This is a genomic window from Puia sp. P3 (assembly GCF_050632245.1).
Lineage (GTDB): Bacteria > Bacteroidota > Bacteroidia > Chitinophagales > Chitinophagaceae > Puia.
This window is the reverse complement of the sequence record NZ_CP192583.1, coordinates 5016230-5033249: the sequence shown is the minus strand read 5'-3', so window position 1 is coordinate 5033249 and position 17020 is coordinate 5016230. Positions and strand designations below refer to the sequence as shown.

General features: G+C 53.3%; 26 protein-coding genes and 2 pseudogenes. 22 read left to right on the top strand and 6 right to left on the bottom strand.

The genetic code is table 11. From position 1 onward, the window contains the following. Positions 1 to 155 precede the first annotated feature (155 nt). The 5 genes and pseudogenes from ACQ86N_RS31460 to ACQ86N_RS31440 form a co-directional block, all read left to right on the top strand. Positions 156 to 1435: pseudogene (locus ACQ86N_RS31460) on the top strand (DPP IV N-terminal domain-containing protein); the annotation flags it as partial. A 6-nt stretch (positions 1436 to 1441) separates the two neighbouring features. After that, entirely contained in the window at positions 1442 to 2356 is a 915-nt protein-coding gene (locus ACQ86N_RS31455; protein WP_431217677.1) for an alpha/beta hydrolase family protein, read from the top strand. Next, a complete protein-coding gene (locus ACQ86N_RS31450; RefSeq protein ID WP_431210488.1) occupies positions 2353 to 2475 on the top strand; it encodes a hypothetical protein in 123 nt (40 codons plus the stop codon). The genes ACQ86N_RS31455 and ACQ86N_RS31450 overlap by 4 nt, the downstream gene beginning before the upstream one ends. Continuing rightward, the gene (locus ACQ86N_RS31445) at positions 2459 to 2914 is read left to right on the top strand and encodes a helix-turn-helix domain-containing protein (RefSeq protein ID WP_431210487.1); all 456 of its coding nucleotides are present in this window, start codon (positions 2459 to 2461) and stop codon (positions 2912 to 2914) included. The genes ACQ86N_RS31450 and ACQ86N_RS31445 overlap by 17 nt, the downstream gene beginning before the upstream one ends. A 76-nt stretch (positions 2915 to 2990) precedes the next feature. Then, positions 2991 to 3707, top strand: coding sequence for a heavy-metal-associated domain-containing protein (locus ACQ86N_RS31440; RefSeq protein WP_431210486.1), 717 nt, complete (start codon positions 2991 to 2993; stop codon positions 3705 to 3707). On the opposite strand, the gene ACQ86N_RS31435 is transcribed toward ACQ86N_RS31440, so the two are convergent. Genes ACQ86N_RS31435 through ACQ86N_RS31425 form a run of 3 tightly spaced genes read right to left on the bottom strand, consistent with a single transcriptional unit; the run spans position 3688 to position 5563 of the window. Then, on the bottom strand, positions 3688 to 3792 hold the full coding sequence (locus ACQ86N_RS31435) for a hypothetical protein (RefSeq protein WP_431217676.1): 105 nt from the start codon (positions 3790 to 3792) through the stop codon (positions 3688 to 3690). The two genes, ACQ86N_RS31440 and ACQ86N_RS31435, sit on opposite strands and share 20 nt — an antisense overlap. 11 nt (positions 3793 to 3803) lie before the next feature. Next, positions 3804 to 4388 carry a LytR/AlgR family response regulator transcription factor gene (locus tag ACQ86N_RS31430; RefSeq protein WP_431210485.1) on the bottom strand — a complete coding sequence of 195 codons (585 nt, stop codon included), beginning with the start codon at positions 4386 to 4388 and terminating at the stop codon, positions 3804 to 3806. Next, on the bottom strand, positions 4385 to 5563 hold the full coding sequence (locus ACQ86N_RS31425) for a sensor histidine kinase (RefSeq protein ID WP_431210484.1): 1179 nt from the start codon (positions 5561 to 5563) through the stop codon (positions 4385 to 4387). Before ACQ86N_RS31425 ends, ACQ86N_RS31430 begins: the two co-directional genes overlap by 4 nt. A 124-nt stretch (positions 5564 to 5687) precedes the next feature. Here ACQ86N_RS31425 and ACQ86N_RS31420 point away from each other — a divergent pair, with 124 nt between their 5' ends. Beyond that, a complete protein-coding gene (locus ACQ86N_RS31420) occupies positions 5688 to 5915 on the top strand; it encodes a CDGSH iron-sulfur domain-containing protein (RefSeq protein ID WP_431210483.1) in 228 nt (75 codons plus the stop codon). On the opposite strand, the gene ACQ86N_RS31415 is transcribed toward ACQ86N_RS31420, so the two are convergent. Then, entirely contained in the window at positions 5892 to 6872 is a 981-nt protein-coding gene (locus tag ACQ86N_RS31415) for an NAD(P)H-dependent oxidoreductase (RefSeq protein WP_431217675.1), read from the bottom strand. The genes ACQ86N_RS31420 and ACQ86N_RS31415 overlap by 24 nt on opposite strands. 100 nt (positions 6873 to 6972) lie before the next feature. Continuing rightward, a complete protein-coding gene (locus ACQ86N_RS31410) occupies positions 6973 to 7365 on the bottom strand; it encodes a hypothetical protein (RefSeq protein ID WP_431210482.1) in 393 nt (130 codons plus the stop codon). Between the two features lie 191 nt (positions 7366 to 7556). Between ACQ86N_RS31410 and ACQ86N_RS31405 the strand changes: the two genes are divergently transcribed. The 6 genes from ACQ86N_RS31405 (at position 7557) to ACQ86N_RS31380 (ending at position 10146) form a co-directional block, all read left to right on the top strand. Then, positions 7557 to 8285, top strand: coding sequence for a pirin family protein (locus ACQ86N_RS31405; RefSeq protein WP_431210481.1), 729 nt, complete (start codon positions 7557 to 7559; stop codon positions 8283 to 8285). Position 8286: 1 nt separating this feature from the next. Then, positions 8287 to 8466: a hypothetical protein gene (locus tag ACQ86N_RS31400; protein WP_431210480.1), complete on the top strand. Its 180-nt coding sequence runs from the start codon at positions 8287 to 8289 to the stop codon at positions 8464 to 8466. Positions 8467 to 8591: 125 nt separating this feature from the next. Further along, on the top strand, positions 8592 to 9530 hold the full coding sequence (locus tag ACQ86N_RS31395; RefSeq protein ID WP_431210479.1) for a ring-cleaving dioxygenase: 939 nt from the start codon (positions 8592 to 8594) through the stop codon (positions 9528 to 9530). Positions 9531 to 9534: 4 nt separating this feature from the next. Beyond that, positions 9535 to 9699 (top strand): hypothetical protein, encoded by a 165-nt coding sequence (locus tag ACQ86N_RS31390; protein WP_431210478.1) that lies wholly within the window; start codon positions 9535 to 9537, stop codon positions 9697 to 9699. After that, entirely contained in the window at positions 9692 to 9916 is a 225-nt protein-coding gene (locus ACQ86N_RS31385; RefSeq protein WP_431210477.1) for an alpha/beta hydrolase, read from the top strand. Before ACQ86N_RS31390 ends, ACQ86N_RS31385 begins: the two co-directional genes overlap by 8 nt. Beyond that, positions 9913 to 10146, top strand: a complete 234-nt coding sequence (locus tag ACQ86N_RS31380; protein ID WP_431210476.1) for an alpha/beta hydrolase — start codon at positions 9913 to 9915, stop codon at positions 10144 to 10146. Before ACQ86N_RS31385 ends, ACQ86N_RS31380 begins: the two co-directional genes overlap by 4 nt. Here the strand turns inward: ACQ86N_RS31380 and ACQ86N_RS31375 are convergent. After that, complete coding sequence (locus tag ACQ86N_RS31375; RefSeq protein ID WP_431210475.1) at positions 10143 to 10724, bottom strand: Crp/Fnr family transcriptional regulator; 582 nt, start codon at positions 10722 to 10724, stop codon at positions 10143 to 10145. The two genes, ACQ86N_RS31380 and ACQ86N_RS31375, sit on opposite strands and share 4 nt — an antisense overlap. Positions 10725 to 10820: 96 nt before the next feature. Between ACQ86N_RS31375 and ACQ86N_RS31370 the strand changes: the two genes are divergently transcribed. The 10 genes and pseudogenes from ACQ86N_RS31370 to ACQ86N_RS31325 all read left to right on the top strand — a co-directional run bounded on the left by ACQ86N_RS31370 (position 10821) and on the right by ACQ86N_RS31325 (position 16870). Further along, positions 10821 to 11144, top strand: coding sequence for a TetR family transcriptional regulator (locus ACQ86N_RS31370; protein WP_431210474.1), 324 nt, complete (start codon positions 10821 to 10823; stop codon positions 11142 to 11144). After that, the gene (locus ACQ86N_RS31365) at positions 11138 to 11410 is read left to right on the top strand and encodes a TetR family transcriptional regulator C-terminal domain-containing protein (protein WP_431217674.1); all 273 of its coding nucleotides are present in this window, start codon (positions 11138 to 11140) and stop codon (positions 11408 to 11410) included. The genes ACQ86N_RS31370 and ACQ86N_RS31365 overlap by 7 nt, the downstream gene beginning before the upstream one ends. Before the next feature lie 73 nt (positions 11411 to 11483). Next, positions 11484 to 12242: an SDR family oxidoreductase gene (locus tag ACQ86N_RS31360; RefSeq protein ID WP_431210473.1), complete on the top strand. Its 759-nt coding sequence runs from the start codon at positions 11484 to 11486 to the stop codon at positions 12240 to 12242. Between the two features lie 29 nt (positions 12243 to 12271). Further along, a complete protein-coding gene (locus ACQ86N_RS31355) occupies positions 12272 to 13810 on the top strand; it encodes a DHA2 family efflux MFS transporter permease subunit (protein ID WP_431210472.1) in 1539 nt (512 codons plus the stop codon). A 116-nt stretch (positions 13811 to 13926) separates the two neighbouring features. Continuing rightward, a complete protein-coding gene (locus ACQ86N_RS31350) occupies positions 13927 to 14079 on the top strand; it encodes a hypothetical protein (protein WP_431210471.1) in 153 nt (50 codons plus the stop codon). Beyond that, on the top strand, positions 14076 to 14441 hold the full coding sequence (locus ACQ86N_RS31345; protein ID WP_431210470.1) for an NADPH-dependent FMN reductase: 366 nt from the start codon (positions 14076 to 14078) through the stop codon (positions 14439 to 14441). Before ACQ86N_RS31350 ends, ACQ86N_RS31345 begins: the two co-directional genes overlap by 4 nt. A gap of 149 nt (positions 14442 to 14590) precedes the next feature. Beyond that, positions 14591 to 14770 (top strand): winged helix-turn-helix domain-containing protein, encoded by a 180-nt coding sequence (locus ACQ86N_RS31340; protein ID WP_431210469.1) that lies wholly within the window; start codon positions 14591 to 14593, stop codon positions 14768 to 14770. A 217-nt stretch (positions 14771 to 14987) separates the two neighbouring features. After that, positions 14988 to 15877 (top strand): annotated as a pseudogene (locus ACQ86N_RS31335) (creatininase family protein). Positions 15878 to 15907: 30 nt separating this feature from the next. Then, complete coding sequence (locus ACQ86N_RS31330) at positions 15908 to 16081, top strand: thioredoxin family protein (RefSeq protein WP_431210468.1); 174 nt, start codon at positions 15908 to 15910, stop codon at positions 16079 to 16081. 165 nt (positions 16082 to 16246) lie between these two features. After that, on the top strand, positions 16247 to 16870 hold the full coding sequence (locus ACQ86N_RS31325) for a bifunctional 4-hydroxy-2-oxoglutarate aldolase/2-dehydro-3-deoxy-phosphogluconate aldolase (RefSeq protein WP_431210467.1): 624 nt from the start codon (positions 16247 to 16249) through the stop codon (positions 16868 to 16870). Positions 16871 to 17020: the final 150 nt, after the last annotated feature.

The following is a 17020-nucleotide window of genomic DNA, read 5'->3' as shown; positions in this document are numbered from 1 at the left end:
GGTTTGCCCGGTTGCCCCAGGCCGAGGAGAGGAGTGGTCATTTTGTTGCGGTTCCCGGTAGTGCCGGACGGATGTGGTGTTCGGTGGAGGAGTTATATGGGAGGGAAGGGGAGTATCGGGGTAATTTGATACTTTTAGCCCCTTAATTATCAAAAATGGTAAGAGTATCACTGGCGATAGCACTTGTTTTGTTTGTAGGGACGGGGGTGAGGGCGCAGCAGGCGTATGGGAGTATCGGGGATGCCCTGAGGGGCGGGGGGCAGCAGTTGAGGGGGAAATCGGGGCCGGCGAGTGTCAACTGGATCAATGGCGGGGATCAGTATTCCTTTATTTCCGGGGATGAGATCCATGTGATGGATCCGGCGACGCTGCAGGAGAAGACGGTATTCAATAAGAACGGAGTTAGGTTTCCGGGTGATGGAAAACCGTTCGATTACCTCTCCTTTCAGTGGTCGAAGGATTCGCGGCATCTGGTGTTCCGCAGTAATTTCAGGCATATTTACCGCCACAGCGGGATCTCCGACTACTATATCTATGACGTGGATGGTCGCCAGCTGAAGCAGGCGGCAAAGGACGCGCGTTCGGCCGAGTTGTCGCCCGACGGGACGAAGGTGGGGATCGAGAGGGAGGGTAATCTGTTCGCGTATAGTCTGGGAACCGGTAAGGAGGTGCAGCTGACCTCAGACTCTACCAGTGAGACGGGTGTTTTTAACGGACACTATGACTGGGTATATGAAGAGGAGTTCGGTCAGGCGCAGGCCTGGAGCTGGTCGAAGGATAGCCGATATATCGCATACTGGCAGTTCGACGACAGCCAGGTGCCCGTATTTCAAATGACCAATTACGAGGGTTTTCACGACGAACAGTTGAAGATCTCCATTCCTCAGCCTGGCGACCCCAATCCGACAGTGCGTATAGGCGTCGTCGATGTAGAATCGGGGAAGAAGATATGGCTTAACACCGACGAGACCGGCGATTTTTATATCCCCGGATCTACTGGACGAGCGATCCCGACCAGCTCGCGGTGATGACGCTGAACCGGGCGCAGAATCATATGAAGTTGTATTTCTTCAACGTGAAGACGGGAGAGCACCGCGTCGTGCTGGAAGAGCAGAACAGCAGCTGGGTGGCCATCTTTAATTTCTATACCGATGTCAACGATATGGTCTATTTCCCGGATGGGACGAAGGATTTCTTCTGGGTCTCCGATCGCAGCGGATACTACCATATCTATCACTACGGTTATGACGGCAAGCTGATCAATGCCGTTACCAAAGGGGACTGGGATATGATCAAGGTGACGGGTATCGACGTCCGAAAGAAGATGATCTATTATCTCTCGGCGGAGGCTTCACCGCTGGAACAGCAGCTTTACTCGATCCGGTGGGATGGGTCGGGCAAAAAGCATCTGACACAGGTGGAAGGATATCACGATATCGATATGTCCACCAACACCAAATATTATATCGACGAGTACAGTAATGTAAAGACGCCGTTGCAGGTAGGGTTGTATGACGGCAGCGGTAAGCAGTTAAAGCAGCTGGAGAATAATCAGGCGGTGACGGACTTTGTGGCGAAACACGCTTATGCGCCGCAGCAGCTGTTCCATTTTACGACGAGCGACGCGGTGGGCATCGACGGATATATGATCAAGCCGTTCAATTTCGACAGCACAAAACGGTATCCGGTGGTGATGACGGTGTATGGCGGACCTGAGTCGCATGACGTTTTTGATCGGTGGGCGGCGAGCGGATGGCAGCAGTGGCTGGCGCAGAACGGTTACATTGTCGTCAATATCAACAATAGAGGGATCGCCAATTATGGCAGCAAGTTCATGAAGTGTGTTTATAAGCAGCTGGGAAAATGGGAGAGCCATGATTTTGTGGAGGCGGCGCACTATCTGGCAAAGCTGCCCTATGTCGATGGTGCCAATATGGCGATCATGGGCACGAGCTATGGCGGTTACAGCACAACTTATACATTGCTGACCCATCCGGGCGTTTTCAAGGTCGGCATTGCCAACTCGCCGGTCACCGACTGGCGGCTGTATGACGACGTCTATACCGAGCGTTATATGGCGCCGCTGACGGAGAACCAGGAAGGCTACCGAAACAGCGCCAGTATTACGCATGCGGCGGCGCTAAAGGACAAATTATTGCTGATCCATTCGATGAGCGACGACAATGTCCATCCGGCGCATACGATGCAGCTGCTGACGGCGCTGACGAATGCCGGAAAGGATGCTGAACTGAGGATCTATCCGCCGGGAGCGCATGGGGCTGCGTATAATCCGCAGAGTTCGCTGCTGATCGCGACGGTACAGTTTGAATTTTTGGAAAGATATCTGAAGAAATGAGATTGTATATAAAGAATATGGTGTGCAGCCGGTGCCGGATGGTGGTGCAGGCCGAGCTGGAGAAGGCCGGTTTGCATCCCCTTACGGTGGAAGCTGGGAGAGGTGGAGGTAGGGGTTAGTCCGACGAAGGAGCAGCTCGGAGCACTGGACGGGAGTCTGCGGAAGCTGGGGTTTGAGCTGATCGATGACAAGAAGAGCAGGATCATCGAAAAGATAAAGACCAGTATCATTAAATTGGTGCAGGAACCGGGAGAACTGGGGACGGTGAATTTGTCGGATTATCTGGCGGAGAGGTTGCACTACGAATATACCTATCTGAGTAATTTGTTCTCGGGGGTGGAGGGGACGACGATCGAGAAGTATTTTATCGCGCAGAAAATAGAGAAGGTGAAGGAGTTGCTGGTATATGATGAGTTATCTCTTTCGGAGATTGCGGATCAGCTGGGGTATAGTAGTGTGGCGGCGTTGTCGACGCAGTTCAAGAAGGTGACGGGGTTGACGCCGACGTATTTTAAATCGTTGAAAGATCATAAGAGGAGGAATATAGAAGATCTGTAAATCTTATAAATCAATCTCAAAATTGCATAAGTGGGACGGGGATGACCGGGGGTAAATTTGTGTCAAAAGAAACAATATGACACATCAATATGCTATTTCGGGGATGACTTGTTCGGGTTGTGAGGCGAAGGTGAAGGGGTTGCTGGGGAAGGTGGATGGGGTTAAAGAGGTTAGGATCGATCTTAAAAGCGGTGTGGCCGATGTAGATATGACGAAGCATGTGGGGACTGGTGAGCTGAGGGCGGCGTTGAAGGATTATCCAAAGTATCAGTTGACGGAAAAGGTGGTTGAGATGGTTGAGGAGGAGGAAAAGCGGTCGTGGCTGGAGACGTACAAGCCGGTGTTGCTGATACTGGGTTATGTGACGGTAGTCGCGGTGGCCGCGGGGCGTGGGGATACGAGGCAGTTTATGCGGGTATTTATGGCTGGGTTCTTTTTGAGTTTTTCCTTTTTTAAGCTGTTGAATCTTTCGGCTTTTGCCGATAGTTATTCGATGTATGATATCGTCGCCAGGCGCTGGAGGGGATGGGGGTATCTATATGCATTTGTGGAGCTGGGGTTGGGCGTGGCGTTTGTGACGGGGGTGGCTCCTTTTTGGGTCAACCTTGTCACGCTGGTAGTGATGACGGTGAGTATTATCGGGGTTTTGCAGAGTGTCTTGAATAAGAAAAAGATCAAATGCGCCTGTCTGGGAGCGGTTTTTAATCTGCCGATGAGTACGGTGACGATCCTGGAGGATGCGCTGATGATCGGGATGAGCGTGTTATCGCTGGTTATGGCCGGCGGCCGATGAGGGTCATGACGGATTCCTTGTAGTTGATGCCGATGGGGATGGTGGTTTTACCGAGTTCAATGGAGTTGCCGTAGATGGATTTGATATGGCCGACTGCTACGAGGTAGCTGCGGTGAACCCGTATGAACTGGCGGGGGGAAGGGTTTTTTCGATATCGTTCATAGTCTGGTGGGTGACGAGTGTATAGTCGGGGGTGTGGACCTTCAGATAGTCTTTCATGCCTTCCACGTACAGGATCTCGGAGAAATTGACCCGGAAGAATTTACTGTTGGACTTGATAAATATATGATCGGAGCCGGCGGGCGGCTCTTTGGTGGTAAGGGGATAGAGCCTTCCGTTGAGGAGTTTGTTGACGGCCCTGGTAAAGCGTTCGAGGGAGATGGGTTTGAGGAGGTAGTCGATGACGTTGAAGTCGTAGCTTTCGAGGGCGTATTCGGCATAGGCGGTGGTCAGGACTACCAGGGGCGGGTCGGTCAGGCTGCGAAGGAAGTGAAGACCGCTCATGCCGGGCATGCGGATGTCCAGAAACATGAGGTCGACTTCCTGTTGTTTGAGGGTCCCGGCGGCTTCCTGGGCGTTGCGGCAGACACCCACCAGCTCGAACTGGTCGAAATGGTCCAGGTGGTTGCGAATGACGTCCTGGGCGAGGGTCTCATCTTCGACGATGATGCATTTTATCAAGCCCTGGCGGTTTTTAGGATTAACGATACGGTAAAGGTGCTTTTGTTCAAAATTACGTCTAAGGTGTGAGAATCCGGATAGAGGTTTTCCAGTCTTTCACGGGCGTTGCGCATGCGGATCTCGCTGGTCCGGGATTCGTCCTTTTCGGTCTGGATGATGTCGAGGTCGTAGGAGGCGGGATAAAGCAGTTCGAGGAGGCTGCGGCTATGGGAGATACCCTTGCCATTGATCCGTCGGGCCTGCATTTCGAGGTCCGCGCTGGTGCTGTTGATGACGTTGAGGGTCAGCTGGCCGTCGCCCACCCTTAGAGTGATAAAGATGAAGGGGTCGCCGAAGCTGTGGTCCATGGCGTGTTTGAAGCCGTTCTCGATGAAGGATATGAAGATATAGGGTTCGATATGAATGCCGTTGGTGGCGCCTTCCACCGTAAAGCGGATGTCGGCGCTGTGGCGCATTTTTTCAATTTCGATATAGTTGCGGATAAACTCTATTTCCTTGTCGAGGGGGATCTTTTCCTCGTTGCACTCATAGATGAGATAGCGCATGATGTCGGCCAGGCGGATGACGACCTCCGGGGCCTTGTCCGACTTTTGGAGGGTAAGGGAATAGATGCTATTGAGGGTATTAAAGAGAAAATGGGGGTTGAGCTGGCTGCGGAGGTAGCGCAGCTGATAAAAAGTATTCTCCTTTTGCATGGCGTAGATAAGGTCTTTCTCGTCGTCGGCCTTGCGGATGTAGAAGAGTGCTACGGACAGGGCCATGTTGACCAGGGTCCACCAGCATTCCCGGGCGACGGTGGGGCTGCGGAGGGCGAAATAGAAGTGCTCGCCCGCGGAGAGGGGAAATTTGAGGATGAGGGTGTAGACGGCCTGGATAAAGGTCTGGATGATGAGGAAGAATAGGACGGAAAGCAGGATGATAAAGGGGACGGGATTGCGCCAGATGGAAAGGATGGTCCGGTTGCTTCGGGTCAGGGCTGAGCCCATGACGCGGGAGTAAATGATATAGACGGGGAGCAGGAGTCCGGCGATCAGGAGCAGGACGGGCCAGATGCGTGGGTCCCTTGGGAACAGGGTGATGCTGTTGGTCAGGGGTGTCAGTAGTGCCAGGACGATCCAGTAGAAGATCTCCAGTCTTGGCGGGCGTTTTCGGGGTCTGTCGTTGTCGTATTCCATAAGTTGTTAGTCAGGTAAAAGTAGCCGGGGTCGGCCGCGTTTCGAAAAGTTTTCGACTAATTTGATAGATTCTTCGATTAGCGTGGTTTTTTGCTATTTTTGGCCGCTTAAAAATCAAACAATTATGGCCGCGGTAAAGATTACTGTCAACAACAATGGATCGATCAAGGTAGAAGGGGATTTTGAGATCGTCGACAAGGACGGGAAGGCTTATGGGCTGGGTGGCCGGGAGGTGGTGAGTATTTGCCGCTGCGGTCGTTCGCAGAATAAGCCTTTCTGTGATGGGTCGCACAAGGGGCACTTCGAGCATGAGGCCGTGGCTTTTGATCTACCGCCGAAGAAGCAGGCGTAGGAAGGAATTCATCAATTGGTCAAGGAGGGTTATGGTGTGACTGTCCAGCGCATGGGTGGCTTTGTCGAGCTTGCCGTAAGCGCCGGATAGGAGGAGTTTTGTGTCCTCGGTGGCCCGGGCTCCGACGGTGGTCATGACGAGGTCGAGGGATTCGAATGCCTTCTGGCCGGAGAGGGAGGCTACGATCATGGCCAGGGGTTTGTCCTGGAATACGGTGGAGGCTACGCACCATTCGATGGCGTTCTTTAGTATGCCCGGGATGGTGAAGACGTACTCGGGGGTGCAGAGGATGACGCCGTCGGCCGCTGCTATTTGGGAGAGGAAGGTTTTGACGGTTTGGGGGAGATTTTCCGGGTCGGTGAGGTCGGGATTGAAATATGGGAGGGTTGTAATATCGAAGACGTGGATGTTATGGATGGTGTGGATATAGTTGAGGATGGCGTTGTTGACGGAGGTTTTCCGTATGCTGCCGGATATAGCGAGGATGTTTCGTGGCATGGCATGAAGGTAGCGATCGCCCCCGGGATTGGGGGTCGGGCGGATGACAAAGGGGATGGGTGACCCGGGTGAGGGGTGGAGTTTACAGGTGATAGAGCAGCGCGAGGCCCGGCCGGAGCTGGTGAAGGGGAGGATGCTCAATTTCTTGTTGCGAATAATTTTGGTGCGGTGGAGCATGGGTGTCAGGAGTCCGGATGCTACGCCAACGACGGAGCCGAGGGCGATATCGGAGGGGAAGTGTTCACCCGCCTTGTTGCGCCAGAGGGCGGTGAGGCCGGTCACGACTCCTGCGCCGGTGTAGAAGGCCCATTTGTATCTGGATTCAGGATGATAGTCGGCGTAGGCCTGGGCGATAAAGAACATCGAGGTCCCTACCAGCGCGACATGGCCGGCGAAGAAGGAGTTCTGCGAGTTGGAGCTTCGGCGTGTTCCCATGGGGCTGGCCGACTCGTAGACCAGGGGCGGCTTCTTCTCACGTAGTGTACCGCCGAAGTATAGAGTACGCCTGTCAGGATCATCGCTTCTCCGTAGAGAGTGGTCAGTTTCCAGAAATCTTTCCTCATTTTATTGTCGACAGCGAAAACTGCGAGGGGAGGGGTACCGCCACGTAGAACGGTATATAACTGAGCCGGTCGATGCTGTGGGAATAGGGATGGACGGCCCAGCGGTCGAACCAGTTGATCTTGTTTTTGTCTTTGGCCAGGACCTCGGCCTCGGTAAGGCCGTCTTTTTTGGAGATCTGGGAAAAGCCATAGATGTCCCAGGCGGCGCTGGCGGCGATCAGGGGGATATCGACTTTGGGATGTAAGGTGTAGACGGAGGTCCTTTCGGTGGTGGCGGAAGGGTTGTCGGGTGTGGCGGGAGACTTTCCAGCAGTATCGCGGCCGTTCTGGGCGAGGAGGCCGACGGAAATAGTAAGGATGGCAGTCAGTAGGGTTAACGCTTTTCTCATAAGTACAAAGATCGGTCGAAAACTGACGCAAAAAATGTACAAATAGTGGTTTTCCTTGCAAATCTGTATGTTACGGGGGTGCAGGGGGAGATGTTACGGGGGGGATACGGGGTGCCCAAAATCTTAATTTAGGTTAATGGATAGCGGCATGCCGGGGTAGTAGCTTTGTGGTATAAAAAAAGGAAAACGTTATGAGCAATACCATCTTACATAAAGCGGCTACCCGGGGACATGCCGACCACGGCTGGCTGGACAGCTATCATTCTTTCTCTTTTGCGGGTTATTACAATCCCGAAAGGACGCAGTTTGGCGTACTTCGTGTCCTGAACGACGATATGGTTGCCGGTGGAAGGGGATTTGGGTCGCACCCGCACGACAATATGGAGATCATCAGCATTCCCCTCGAAGGAAGTCTGGTACATGAAGACAATATGGGTCACAAGGAAGTGGTGAGCGCCGGTGAGATCCAGGTGATGAGTACGGGCAGCGGGGTTTTTCACAGTGAGTATAATAATTCGCCGGACAAGCCGGTAAAATTCCTGCAGATATGGTTGTTCCCGAATAAATTAAACGTGGAGCCGCGGTATGATCAGGTGAAGATCGATAGGGAGAAGGGAGATAATCAGCTGCAGCAGTTGATATCCCCGTACAGGTCAGAGGAAGGAAGCTGGATCTATCAGGATGCGTGGTTCTTTAGCGGGCATTTTGACACGGACAAGGAATTTACCTATGAAAAAAAGAAGGGAGAGAACGGCGTTTACCTGTTCGTATTAAAGGGTTCGTTCACGACCGACGGGCAGAAACTGGAAAGCCGGGATGGGCTGGGGATCACGGGTAGTGGTGTGATACGACTGAAATCGCTGGAGCCCGATTCGGAAATACTGATCATGGATGTCCCCATGGAGAATAAAATCAAGTAAAATGAAAGTCAATATTCTGGTGATCGGCCGTGACAGGGCTATCCTCGAGGTGGTGGAGCGGCTGATCAATTCGCACGAAGATTGGAAAGCGACAAGTGGTTACGGAAGAGGAGCAGGCGTTTGCGGCGCTGGTGGAGAAGGAGTACAGGATAGTGTTTGTCGCGGCGGGTGTGGGGGCTGAGGAGGAGGAAGGATTGCGGCGGAGGGTCAATGAACGGTATCCATCCATTGTGGTGACCCGGCATTTTGGGGGTGGAAGCGGGCTTTTGGAAAACGAAATTTTATCAATTTTAAACAACAAGGGTTATGACAAATAAGATACAGGGTATACATCATATCACCGCGATAGCGGGTAGCGCGCAGCGCAATCACGATTTTTATACCAAAGTACTGGGGCTTCGGATGGTGAAGAAGACCGTGAATTTCGACGATCCGGGTACCTACCATTTTTATTATGGCAATGAGACCGGGATGCCAGGTACGATACTGACCTTTTTCCCGTGGGAAGGGATTGTGGGTGGAAGGACGGGAACGGGTATGGCCACGGAGATCGGTTATTCGGTACCGAAGGATAGTCTGGAGTACTGGGTGAATCGGTTTAAGGAGTCGGGGGTTAAGCAGGGGGAAATATCGGAGCGGTTTGGGGAGCTGTATTTGCCTTTTCAGGATCCGGATGGATTGAAACTGGAGTTGATAGCGAGTAAATACGGTGATGATCGTCAGCCCTGGGTGGGTGGCGGTGTGCCGGGTGAGGCTGCGACGAAGGGTTTTCATAGTGTGACGCTGACGTTGAGGAGTATCAAGCCGACGGCGACGATATTGACGGATGTGTTCGGGTATGAATTGAAGGAGCAGGACGGAGGCCGGTATAGATATGTAACGGATGCGGTGCCGACGGCCAGTATTGTGGATCTGGTGGAAGCTCCGGATGAGGCCCGGGGACATCAGGGAGGTGGGACGAATCACCACGTGGCTTTTCGGGTACCAAATGAGGATGTGCAGATGGAGTATCGGGAGAAGTTGTTAAAGATGGGGACGAATATAACGCCGAAGATCAACCGGGATTATTTTTACTCGTTGTATTTCCGGGAGCCGGGTGGGGTGCTGTTTGAAATCGCGACGGATAATCCTGGGTTTACGGTGGATGAGCCGTTGAATGAACTGGGGACGAATTTGAAGTTGCCGGTTCAGTATGAGGCCCGGAGGGCGGATATTGAGAAGGGTTTGCCGAAATTGAAAATATAATATTATGCATAAGTTACAATATAAGACTGCCGGGAAGCCGGTGGAGGAGACGGGGAAGGCGCTGATTATGATACATGGGAGGGGTGGGTCGGCGGAGGATATTCTTTCGCTGGCTGATGCCCTGCCGGTGGAGGGGTTTACGCTGTTTGCGCCGCAGGCGAGTGAGTAATTCGTGGTATCCGTACTCGTTCCTGATGGCGCCGGAGAGGAATGAGCCCTGGTTGTCTTCGGCAGTGGATGTGGTGGGGCAACTGGTGGAGGAGATTGGGTTGCCGCTGGAGAAGGTCTGGTTTACTGGTTTTTCGCAGGGGGCTTGTTTGACGCTGGAGTATCTTGGCCGGAATGGGGGGAAATATGGGGGCGCCGCGGCTTTTACGGGGGATTGATAGGGGATAAGATATACAGAGATAAGTATACCGGGAATTTTGGGGGGACGCGGGTGTTTATCGGGACGGCTGATCCTGATCCGCATGTGCCGGTGCAGCGGGTGCTCGATACGGAGAAGGTTTTGAAGGAGATGGGGGCGGAGGTGAATGTTCGGGTGTATCCCGGGATGGGACATACGATCACACAGAAAGAGATAGGGGATGCGGTGAACGTGGGGGTTTGGGGTTAGTGCTTTTTGTACATGGTGCTTCGGACCTTTGAGAGGAATTCGGGGGAGACGCCGATGTAGCGGGCGATCTGGTGCTGGGGTACGCGTTGGGCGATGAGGGGGTATTTTTCCATGAACTGGAGGTAGCGTTCTTCGGCGGTCTGGGAGACGGAGGCGTAGAAACGTTGCTGGAGGACGCCGAGGGCGCGCTGGACGAGGAGACGAAACATGCGTTCGAAGGCGGGGATCTTTTGGAAGAGGAGAGACTTATTTTTGAAGTCGATGGAGAGGAGCTCGCAGTCTTCGATGGTTTCGATGAACAGATGGGACGGCTTTTGTTCGGCAAAGCTGGTGAGGTCGCTTACCCACCAGTCCTCGACGGCGAAGAGGAGGATGGTTTCGACTCCGTCCTTGTCTATATAATAACTGCGGATGCAGCCTTTGAGGACGAAGGCTTCGAAGTCGCAGATCTCGCCTTCCTGTAAGAGGAAAGACTTTTTCTTTAGTTTACGGTGTTTGAGGAGGGAGTGGAAGAAGGCCAGTTCTTCCTCCGTGAGGGCGATGTATTTTGCGACAAAACGGTCGATGGCCTCGTACATGGGACTGATTTTGAACGAATTTAAGAAAGGAAAAGAAAAATTTGGTAGATAATACCGATTGGTATAATTTTGGGTTGTCAAAAGGGGGAGCAGAAAATGAGTAAAGCTGAAAAAACCAGGGAATTTATCATTCAGAAGACGGCGCCCATTTTTAATAAGAAAGGGTATGCGGGGACTTCGTTGTCTGATATGACTGAGGTGACGGGTTTGACGAAGGGGAGTATCTATGGGAATTTTGCGGACAAGGATGAGGTGGCGCTGGCGGCTTTTGCTTATAACTCGTCGCTGATGGGAATTGCTGTCAGGGCGGAGATGGCGAAGCGGTCGTCTTACCGGGAGAAGCTGATGGTTTATGTGGAGCTCTACGGAAATTTAACGACGACTCAGAATTCGTCGCTGGAGGGGGATGTCCCATTCTGAATACGATCACGGAATGTGATGACACGCACCCGCAGCTGAAGGCTAAAGCGGTGGAGGCGTTGCTATCGTGGAAAGATAGGCTTACTGCTCTTATTGCGGAAGGGGTGAAGGCTGGGGAGTTTCATTCGGGGGTTGATGCGGAGGAGATGGCGGTAACGATGATCGCGCTGCTGGAGGGGATCGTGCTTTTTGTAAAGGCGACGGGGAAGCCGACTTACCGGAAGTTTCTGGTGAATTCGCTCACTACATTGATAAAAGGGTTGTGACCCGGAGCTAAAGAGACAGGAATTTTTTTTACAAAAAAATATACCGATCGGTATAATATAAAACAAGAACAAAATGAAAACGGTAAACAACACTATTCTGATCACTGGCGGGAGTGCCGGTATCGGATACGAACTCGCGAAGTTATTTGGTGCAACCAACAAAGTAATTATTACGGGCCGTAATGAAGCTCGTCTTGCCGGGGCGGTTAAGAAGCTGGCCGCTTTGGGAAGCAAGGTCACGGCGATCGTCGGGGATGTTTCGAATGCGGCCGATGTGGACAGGCTGGTTGCGCAGCTGAACAAGGATCATTCGGACCTGAACGTGGTCATCAACAATGCGGGCGCCGCGGCGGGTGTATACAGTCTGGCGGATGAGGGCGTGAATGCCTTTGAAAGGGCGCAGACGGAGATGCTGACGAACTATCTGTCGGTGATACGCCTGAATGAGAAGCTGCTGCCTTTGCTGAAGAAGCAGGCATCCGCTGCGATCGTGAATGTTTCGTCGATCGTTAGTATCGTTCCCGGGTCCCGGTTATCTACGTATGGTGCGAGTAAGGCGGCGCTGCACTCGTACACGTTGTCGCTAAGGCATTCGCTGGCGGATAGTTCGGTGAAAGTCTTTGAGCTGAGGCCGCCGCTGGTTGCGACTGAATTCTCGTCGGAGATCGGCGGTTTGGAAAATGGTATCCCTGCTTCTGTGGTTGCGGAAGATCTGAAGAAAGGTTTTGAGACGGAAAGTTATGACATACTCGTGGGGAATACGGCGGATATATACCATCTGTATCTGCAGTCTCCGGAGCAGGCGTTTTTGGCTTTGAACACAGCAAGATAATTAGACTGGACTCCGTAAGATAATACAAGATGAAACGAACGGTCTTGATGATCACGGTCATAGCGGCCGCCATCATGGAGTTGATCGATACGTCGATAGTGAATGTGGCTTTGTCATACATGAGTGGCAATCTGGGGGCGACGCTGGAAGATACGTCATGGGTCATCACTGCCTATGCGATCGCAAACGTGATCATTATCCCGATAACGAGCTTTCTTTCCGGGAAGCTGGGGAGGAGGAGCTATTATATCGGATCGGTGGTGCTGTTTACCGTTTGCTCCCTGTTATGCGGTCAGGCTACCAATATATGGATGTTGGTGGTCTGCCGCTTTTTTCAGGGGATGGGTGGGGGTGCGTTGCTGTCTGTGTCTGCGGCTATAGTATATGAGCTGTTTCCGAAGGAGAAGCAGAATGTGGCGAGTGCTTTGTTTGGGGTTGGGATCTTTGTGGGGCCTACCATCGGGCCGACGCTGGGTGGGTTTATCACGGAGCACTATAGCTGGCCATGGATCTTTTATATCAATCTTCCGATCGGGATCATCGTTGCCGTCATCTGTAGCCGGCTGCTGGGTGAACCGCCGATAAAACCGAGGGTCGGAAAGATCGACTGGACGGGGATAATTTTGTTGATGGCGGGGGTTGGATCGCTGCAGACGGTGCTGGAGCGTGGCGAAACCGATGACTGGTTTGCGGCCAACTATATCATCGTGCTGACGGTGGTTGCGGTGCTGGGGCTAGTCCTGTTCGTCTGGTGGGAATTGAAGATCAAAGAGCCGGTGGTGAATCTGCGGGTCATGAAGAGCCGGAATCTGAGTATTGCGGCGGTATTGACCTTTGTGTCGGGTATCGGCCTGTTCAGCTCGGTATATCTGACGCCGGTGTTTGCGCAGCGGCTGCTGGGGTTTACGCCTACGCAGTCGGGGCTGATGTATCTGCCGGGGTCGTTCTTTGCCATTGGAGGACTGCTGATAACGGCGAGGCTGTTGCAGCGGGGGACGCCGCCTGTGGCGATGATCACGATGGGGATGTTCCTGTTCATTTGTTTTACCTGGATGATGTCGAGGCTGGACCTGGACGCGGGAAGAGGTGATTTTTATATGCCGCTGATATGGCGGGCGATCGGTATTGCCATTATTACGGTGCCCTTGTCGACGCTTGCGGTGAGCGGGCTCGACTTAAAAGATATTCCGCAGGGGACGGCGCTGAATAATATGATGCGGCAAGCTGGGGGATCGTTTGGGATAGCGATCGTGAACACGTATCTGACGCGTCGCAATGCGGTGCACCGGACCGACCTGGTGTCGAATGTGACTGCGGGGAATCCGCAGGTGACGGACAGGCTGGCGGGGTATACGCACTATTTTGTGGGGAAGGGGGCGAGTGTTGCCGATGCGCAGCATCAGGCGCTGGGGTTGCTGGAGGCTGGGGTGTCGAGACAGACGAGCATGTTGAGTTTTGGGGACGCGTATTTGCTGTTGGGGGGGATCTTTCTGGTGAGTTTGCCTTTGTTGTTGCTTTCTTCGGGCGGGAGGGGGAAAAAGCCGGTGGTGGCGTTGGCGGACCATTAAAGGGGGCAGGTGGCTGTGCGGCCACTGAGGGTGGATTCGCCGCCCGGGTGGATTCGGTGAGCCGGGGCGGGTTTCTGCGGGTGGACGGTGACGGGGAATTTTCGTATTTTTATGACATGAATGTGCTACTCTTCAACGGTTGCAGCGACAATGGGCCGGAGACTACCGGTCGTAAGCTGTCCGCTTATCTGCATCAGCAGCTGGTCGCGAGGGGCTATACCGTTACACAGATAAATGTTTCCGAGGGTCATATACCTTTTTTCAGTTGAGGCTGCCGCATTCGCCGGAGGCGGTGGAGCGGATGGTCGAGGCTTTTACGCAGTCGGATCTGCAGATCTGGCTGACTCCTTTGTATCATGGCGGAATGACGGGCGCGATGAAGAACTGTCTGGACTGGCTGGAGATCACGGCGAGGCAGGAGAAGCCGTATCTGACGGACAAGGTGGTCGGGCTGGTGTGCTGGGCGGACGGCGGTCAGGCGATGCAGGGGATCAACGCGATGGATGCGGTGGCGAAAGCGCTGAGGGCCTGGGTGATCCCGTATTCGGTCCCCTCGTTAAGAATATGCTCTATGCCGATGGTCAGCGGCAGCAATTCTCCGGCGAGCATATCCGGAAACTGGACAGGCTGATCGCCTTATTGGGTAATGCCCGTCAGTCGCTTGCATTAACTTCCGAATGATGAAGGATATTTCCTCGATTTTAAATACGATGAATCTTAGTGTCGGCGGGAAGCTGTGGCTGGAAAGCTGGCGGGAAACGTTTTTTCGGGCCAGGTCCGGTGGAGCTGCTGGAGTATATCGAGCTGACTGGGAGTATCAACCAGGCGGCGAAGAAGATGGAGATGTCATATAAGAAGGCCTGGGAGATCGTTAACCATTTGAATTCCCTGACGCACCGGCCGCTGGTGATCACGGCTACGGGAGGAGAGAAGGGGAGGCGGGTCTACGATCTCGGATGAGGCCAGAGAGCTGATCGAATATTACCGCCAATTAAGGCTGCGGTTTAAGAAATTTCTTGACGAAGAGATCTGCCAGGGCGAGAAAATAGTATTTGACGTTATTTCTTTGAAGAAATAGCGCGCGCCGGAGTGGGGCCGAGTATAGTGTTGAAGGTTTCGGGGAGTTGGTGGTGGGCATAGCGGTGAGGTTTGCAAAAGATTAAATCGTAATTGTCATATGAAAAAGAGTCTACTTGTTGTTGTAATGAGCGTGTTTGGTTTGGGCGCCTGGGCGCAGGAGGGTGGCCGTTCCGCCGCGCAGGGTCAGGAATTGCATGCGCGTTGGGATGAGCTGACGGCCAGTGACTGGCCGAAGGCGCTGGCGAAATCGAATCAGACCTGTATTCTGCCTATCGGGATCCTGGAGAAGCATGGTCCGCATGTGCCGATCGGTTCGGACCTGATCCAGGTGCGGGAGTGGGCGGCGCGGGCCACGAAGAAAGAGTATGCGGTGGTATTCCCCGACTATTTTTACGGACAGATCAACGAGGCGCGGCATCAGCCGGGGACTTTTCTTTGCCCGAGCGGATAGTTTGGGACCTGCTGGAGGCGACCTGTGACGAGATCGGCCGCAATGGTTTCAAGAAGATCGTGATCATCAACGGACACGGCGGGAATCCGCAGCTGATCCGGTATTTTATTCAGACGCGGCTGGAAAAGAGAAGGGACTATGCGGTCTTCTTTTTCGAACCGAATAATGATAGCGTGTATACGAAGCAGCTGGCTGCGCTGCACAGGTCCGACCCGGCGAATGATGCGCATGCGGGTGAACGGGAGACGTCTTCGCTGTTGTACCTGCGGCCCGATCTGGTGCAGATGGACAGCGCGAATAATCAGTCGGGGGCCAATCAGCACCGCCTGAATATCCCCAATATTTACACGGCGATCTGGTGGTATGCGGACTATCCGAATCACTATGCCGGCGACGGGTCGAAGGCGACGCGTGCGGAGGGTCAGCTGGTGAATGAACATTTTATCGGGCAGCTGGTGGAGGCGCTGAAAGCGGTGAAGGCTGATAATAAGACGCTTGAATTGCAAAAAGAATTTTTTGATAGGGTGAAGGAATAGATTTGGTAACTTTATCAAAATCGGGAGATTATGGATACAAGTGTAAAACCTTCGTTTGGCGAGCTGATCAAGGGGCACAAGCCGGTACTCGTTGATTTTTCTGCGGAGTGGTGTGGTCCTTGTAAGATGATGCCGCCAATTTTAAAGGAATTGAAAGATAAGGTAGGGGGAGAATGTTACGATCCTAAAGTTAGACATCGATAAGAACCCTGCAAGTGGCTAATGCCTATCAGATACAGAGCGTGCCAACGCTGATCGTTTTCAGGGATGGGGAAGTGAGTGGAGACAGAGTGGAGTGGTGAGGGCTGACCAGCTGAAGTATGTCCTCGACGGTGTTCTCCAAAATGGATAGACGGTTCAAAAGAAACCATGACTACTCAGGAAGAAATACTCCGGCACAAGATTATAGCCATTTTGAGGGGATGTGATCCCGCGAATGTGCTGGCTATTGCCGGCGCCTTGTATGACGGCGGCGTGCGTCTGCTGGAGATCACGCTCAATTCGCCGGGAGCGCTGGAGGCGATCGCGGCGGTGGCAAAGAATTTTGGAGACCGGATGATCATTGGCGCCGGAACGGTGTTGACGGAAGACGAGGTGAGGGCGGCCGTGGGAGCGGGTGCGCGTTTTATACTGTCTCCTGCTCTGGATATCGAACTGATACGGGTGACGAAGGCGCTGGGCGTGGTGAGTGTGCCGGGGGCCTTCACGGCGACGGAGATACTGGCGGCATGGAGGGGTGGGGCGGATATCGTGAAGGTGTTTCCCGCTTCGGTCGGGCCGGCTTATTTTCGGGATATCCGGGGGCCTTTGCCACAGATACCGCTGATGCCTACGGGCGGCGTGACTCTGGATACTATCAATGAATTTAAGAAAGTTGGCGCGGTGGCTTTTGGGGTTGGGAGTGCGTTGGTGTCTTCTGCTCAGGGAGTTAGCGAGGTAGAGCTGGAAGTGTTAAAAGGGAGGGCGAAGGCGTTTGTGGAGGCTGTGGGGTAATGGGTGTGTGGTGGCGGGTAATATTTTTTCTATAACTTTGTGGTAATGTATAAGAGCCGGAGCATATGGTGGAAGGCGATGTTTATGTTGGTGGTGTTTGCCGCCAATTTTCTCGTTTTTTGCCACTTGTGCGGCGAGGGCGGAGGCCGC

Coding starts and splice junctions, on each gene's coding strand:
- ACQ86N_RS31375 (WP_431210475.1), bottom strand. CDS start 10,724: ATGTACGAGGCCATCGACCGTTTTGTCGCAAAATACATCGCCCTCACG.
- ACQ86N_RS31450 (WP_431210488.1), top strand. CDS start 2,353: ATGAGATTGTATATAAAGAATATGGTGTGCAGCCGGTGCCGGATGGTG.
- ACQ86N_RS31355 (WP_431210472.1), top strand. CDS start 12,272: ATGAAACGAACGGTCTTGATGATCACGGTCATAGCGGCCGCCATCATG.
- ACQ86N_RS31455 (WP_431217677.1), top strand. CDS start 1,442: ATGTCCACCAACACCAAATATTATATCGACGAGTACAGTAATGTAAAG.
- ACQ86N_RS31440 (WP_431210486.1), top strand. CDS start 2,991: ATGACACATCAATATGCTATTTCGGGGATGACTTGTTCGGGTTGTGAG.
- ACQ86N_RS31325 (WP_431210467.1), top strand. CDS start 16,247: ATGACTACTCAGGAAGAAATACTCCGGCACAAGATTATAGCCATTTTG.
- ACQ86N_RS31390 (WP_431210478.1), top strand. CDS start 9,535: ATGCATAAGTTACAATATAAGACTGCCGGGAAGCCGGTGGAGGAGACG.
- ACQ86N_RS31370 (WP_431210474.1), top strand. CDS start 10,821: ATGAGTAAAGCTGAAAAAACCAGGGAATTTATCATTCAGAAGACGGCG.
- ACQ86N_RS31420 (WP_431210483.1), top strand. CDS start 5,688: ATGGCCGCGGTAAAGATTACTGTCAACAACAATGGATCGATCAAGGTA.
- ACQ86N_RS31350 (WP_431210471.1), top strand. CDS start 13,927: ATGAATGTGCTACTCTTCAACGGTTGCAGCGACAATGGGCCGGAGACT.
- ACQ86N_RS31330 (WP_431210468.1), top strand. CDS start 15,908: ATGGATACAAGTGTAAAACCTTCGTTTGGCGAGCTGATCAAGGGGCAC.
- ACQ86N_RS31425 (WP_431210484.1), bottom strand. CDS start 5,563: ATGGAATACGACAACGACAGACCCCGAAAACGCCCGCCAAGACTGGAG.
- ACQ86N_RS31405 (WP_431210481.1), top strand. CDS start 7,557: ATGAGCAATACCATCTTACATAAAGCGGCTACCCGGGGACATGCCGAC.
- ACQ86N_RS31400 (WP_431210480.1), top strand. CDS start 8,287: ATGAAAGTCAATATTCTGGTGATCGGCCGTGACAGGGCTATCCTCGAG.
- ACQ86N_RS31360 (WP_431210473.1), top strand. CDS start 11,484: ATGAAAACGGTAAACAACACTATTCTGATCACTGGCGGGAGTGCCGGT.
- ACQ86N_RS31410 (WP_431210482.1), bottom strand. CDS start 7,365: ATGAGAAAAGCGTTAACCCTACTGACTGCCATCCTTACTATTTCCGTC.
- ACQ86N_RS31395 (WP_431210479.1), top strand. CDS start 8,592: ATGACAAATAAGATACAGGGTATACATCATATCACCGCGATAGCGGGT.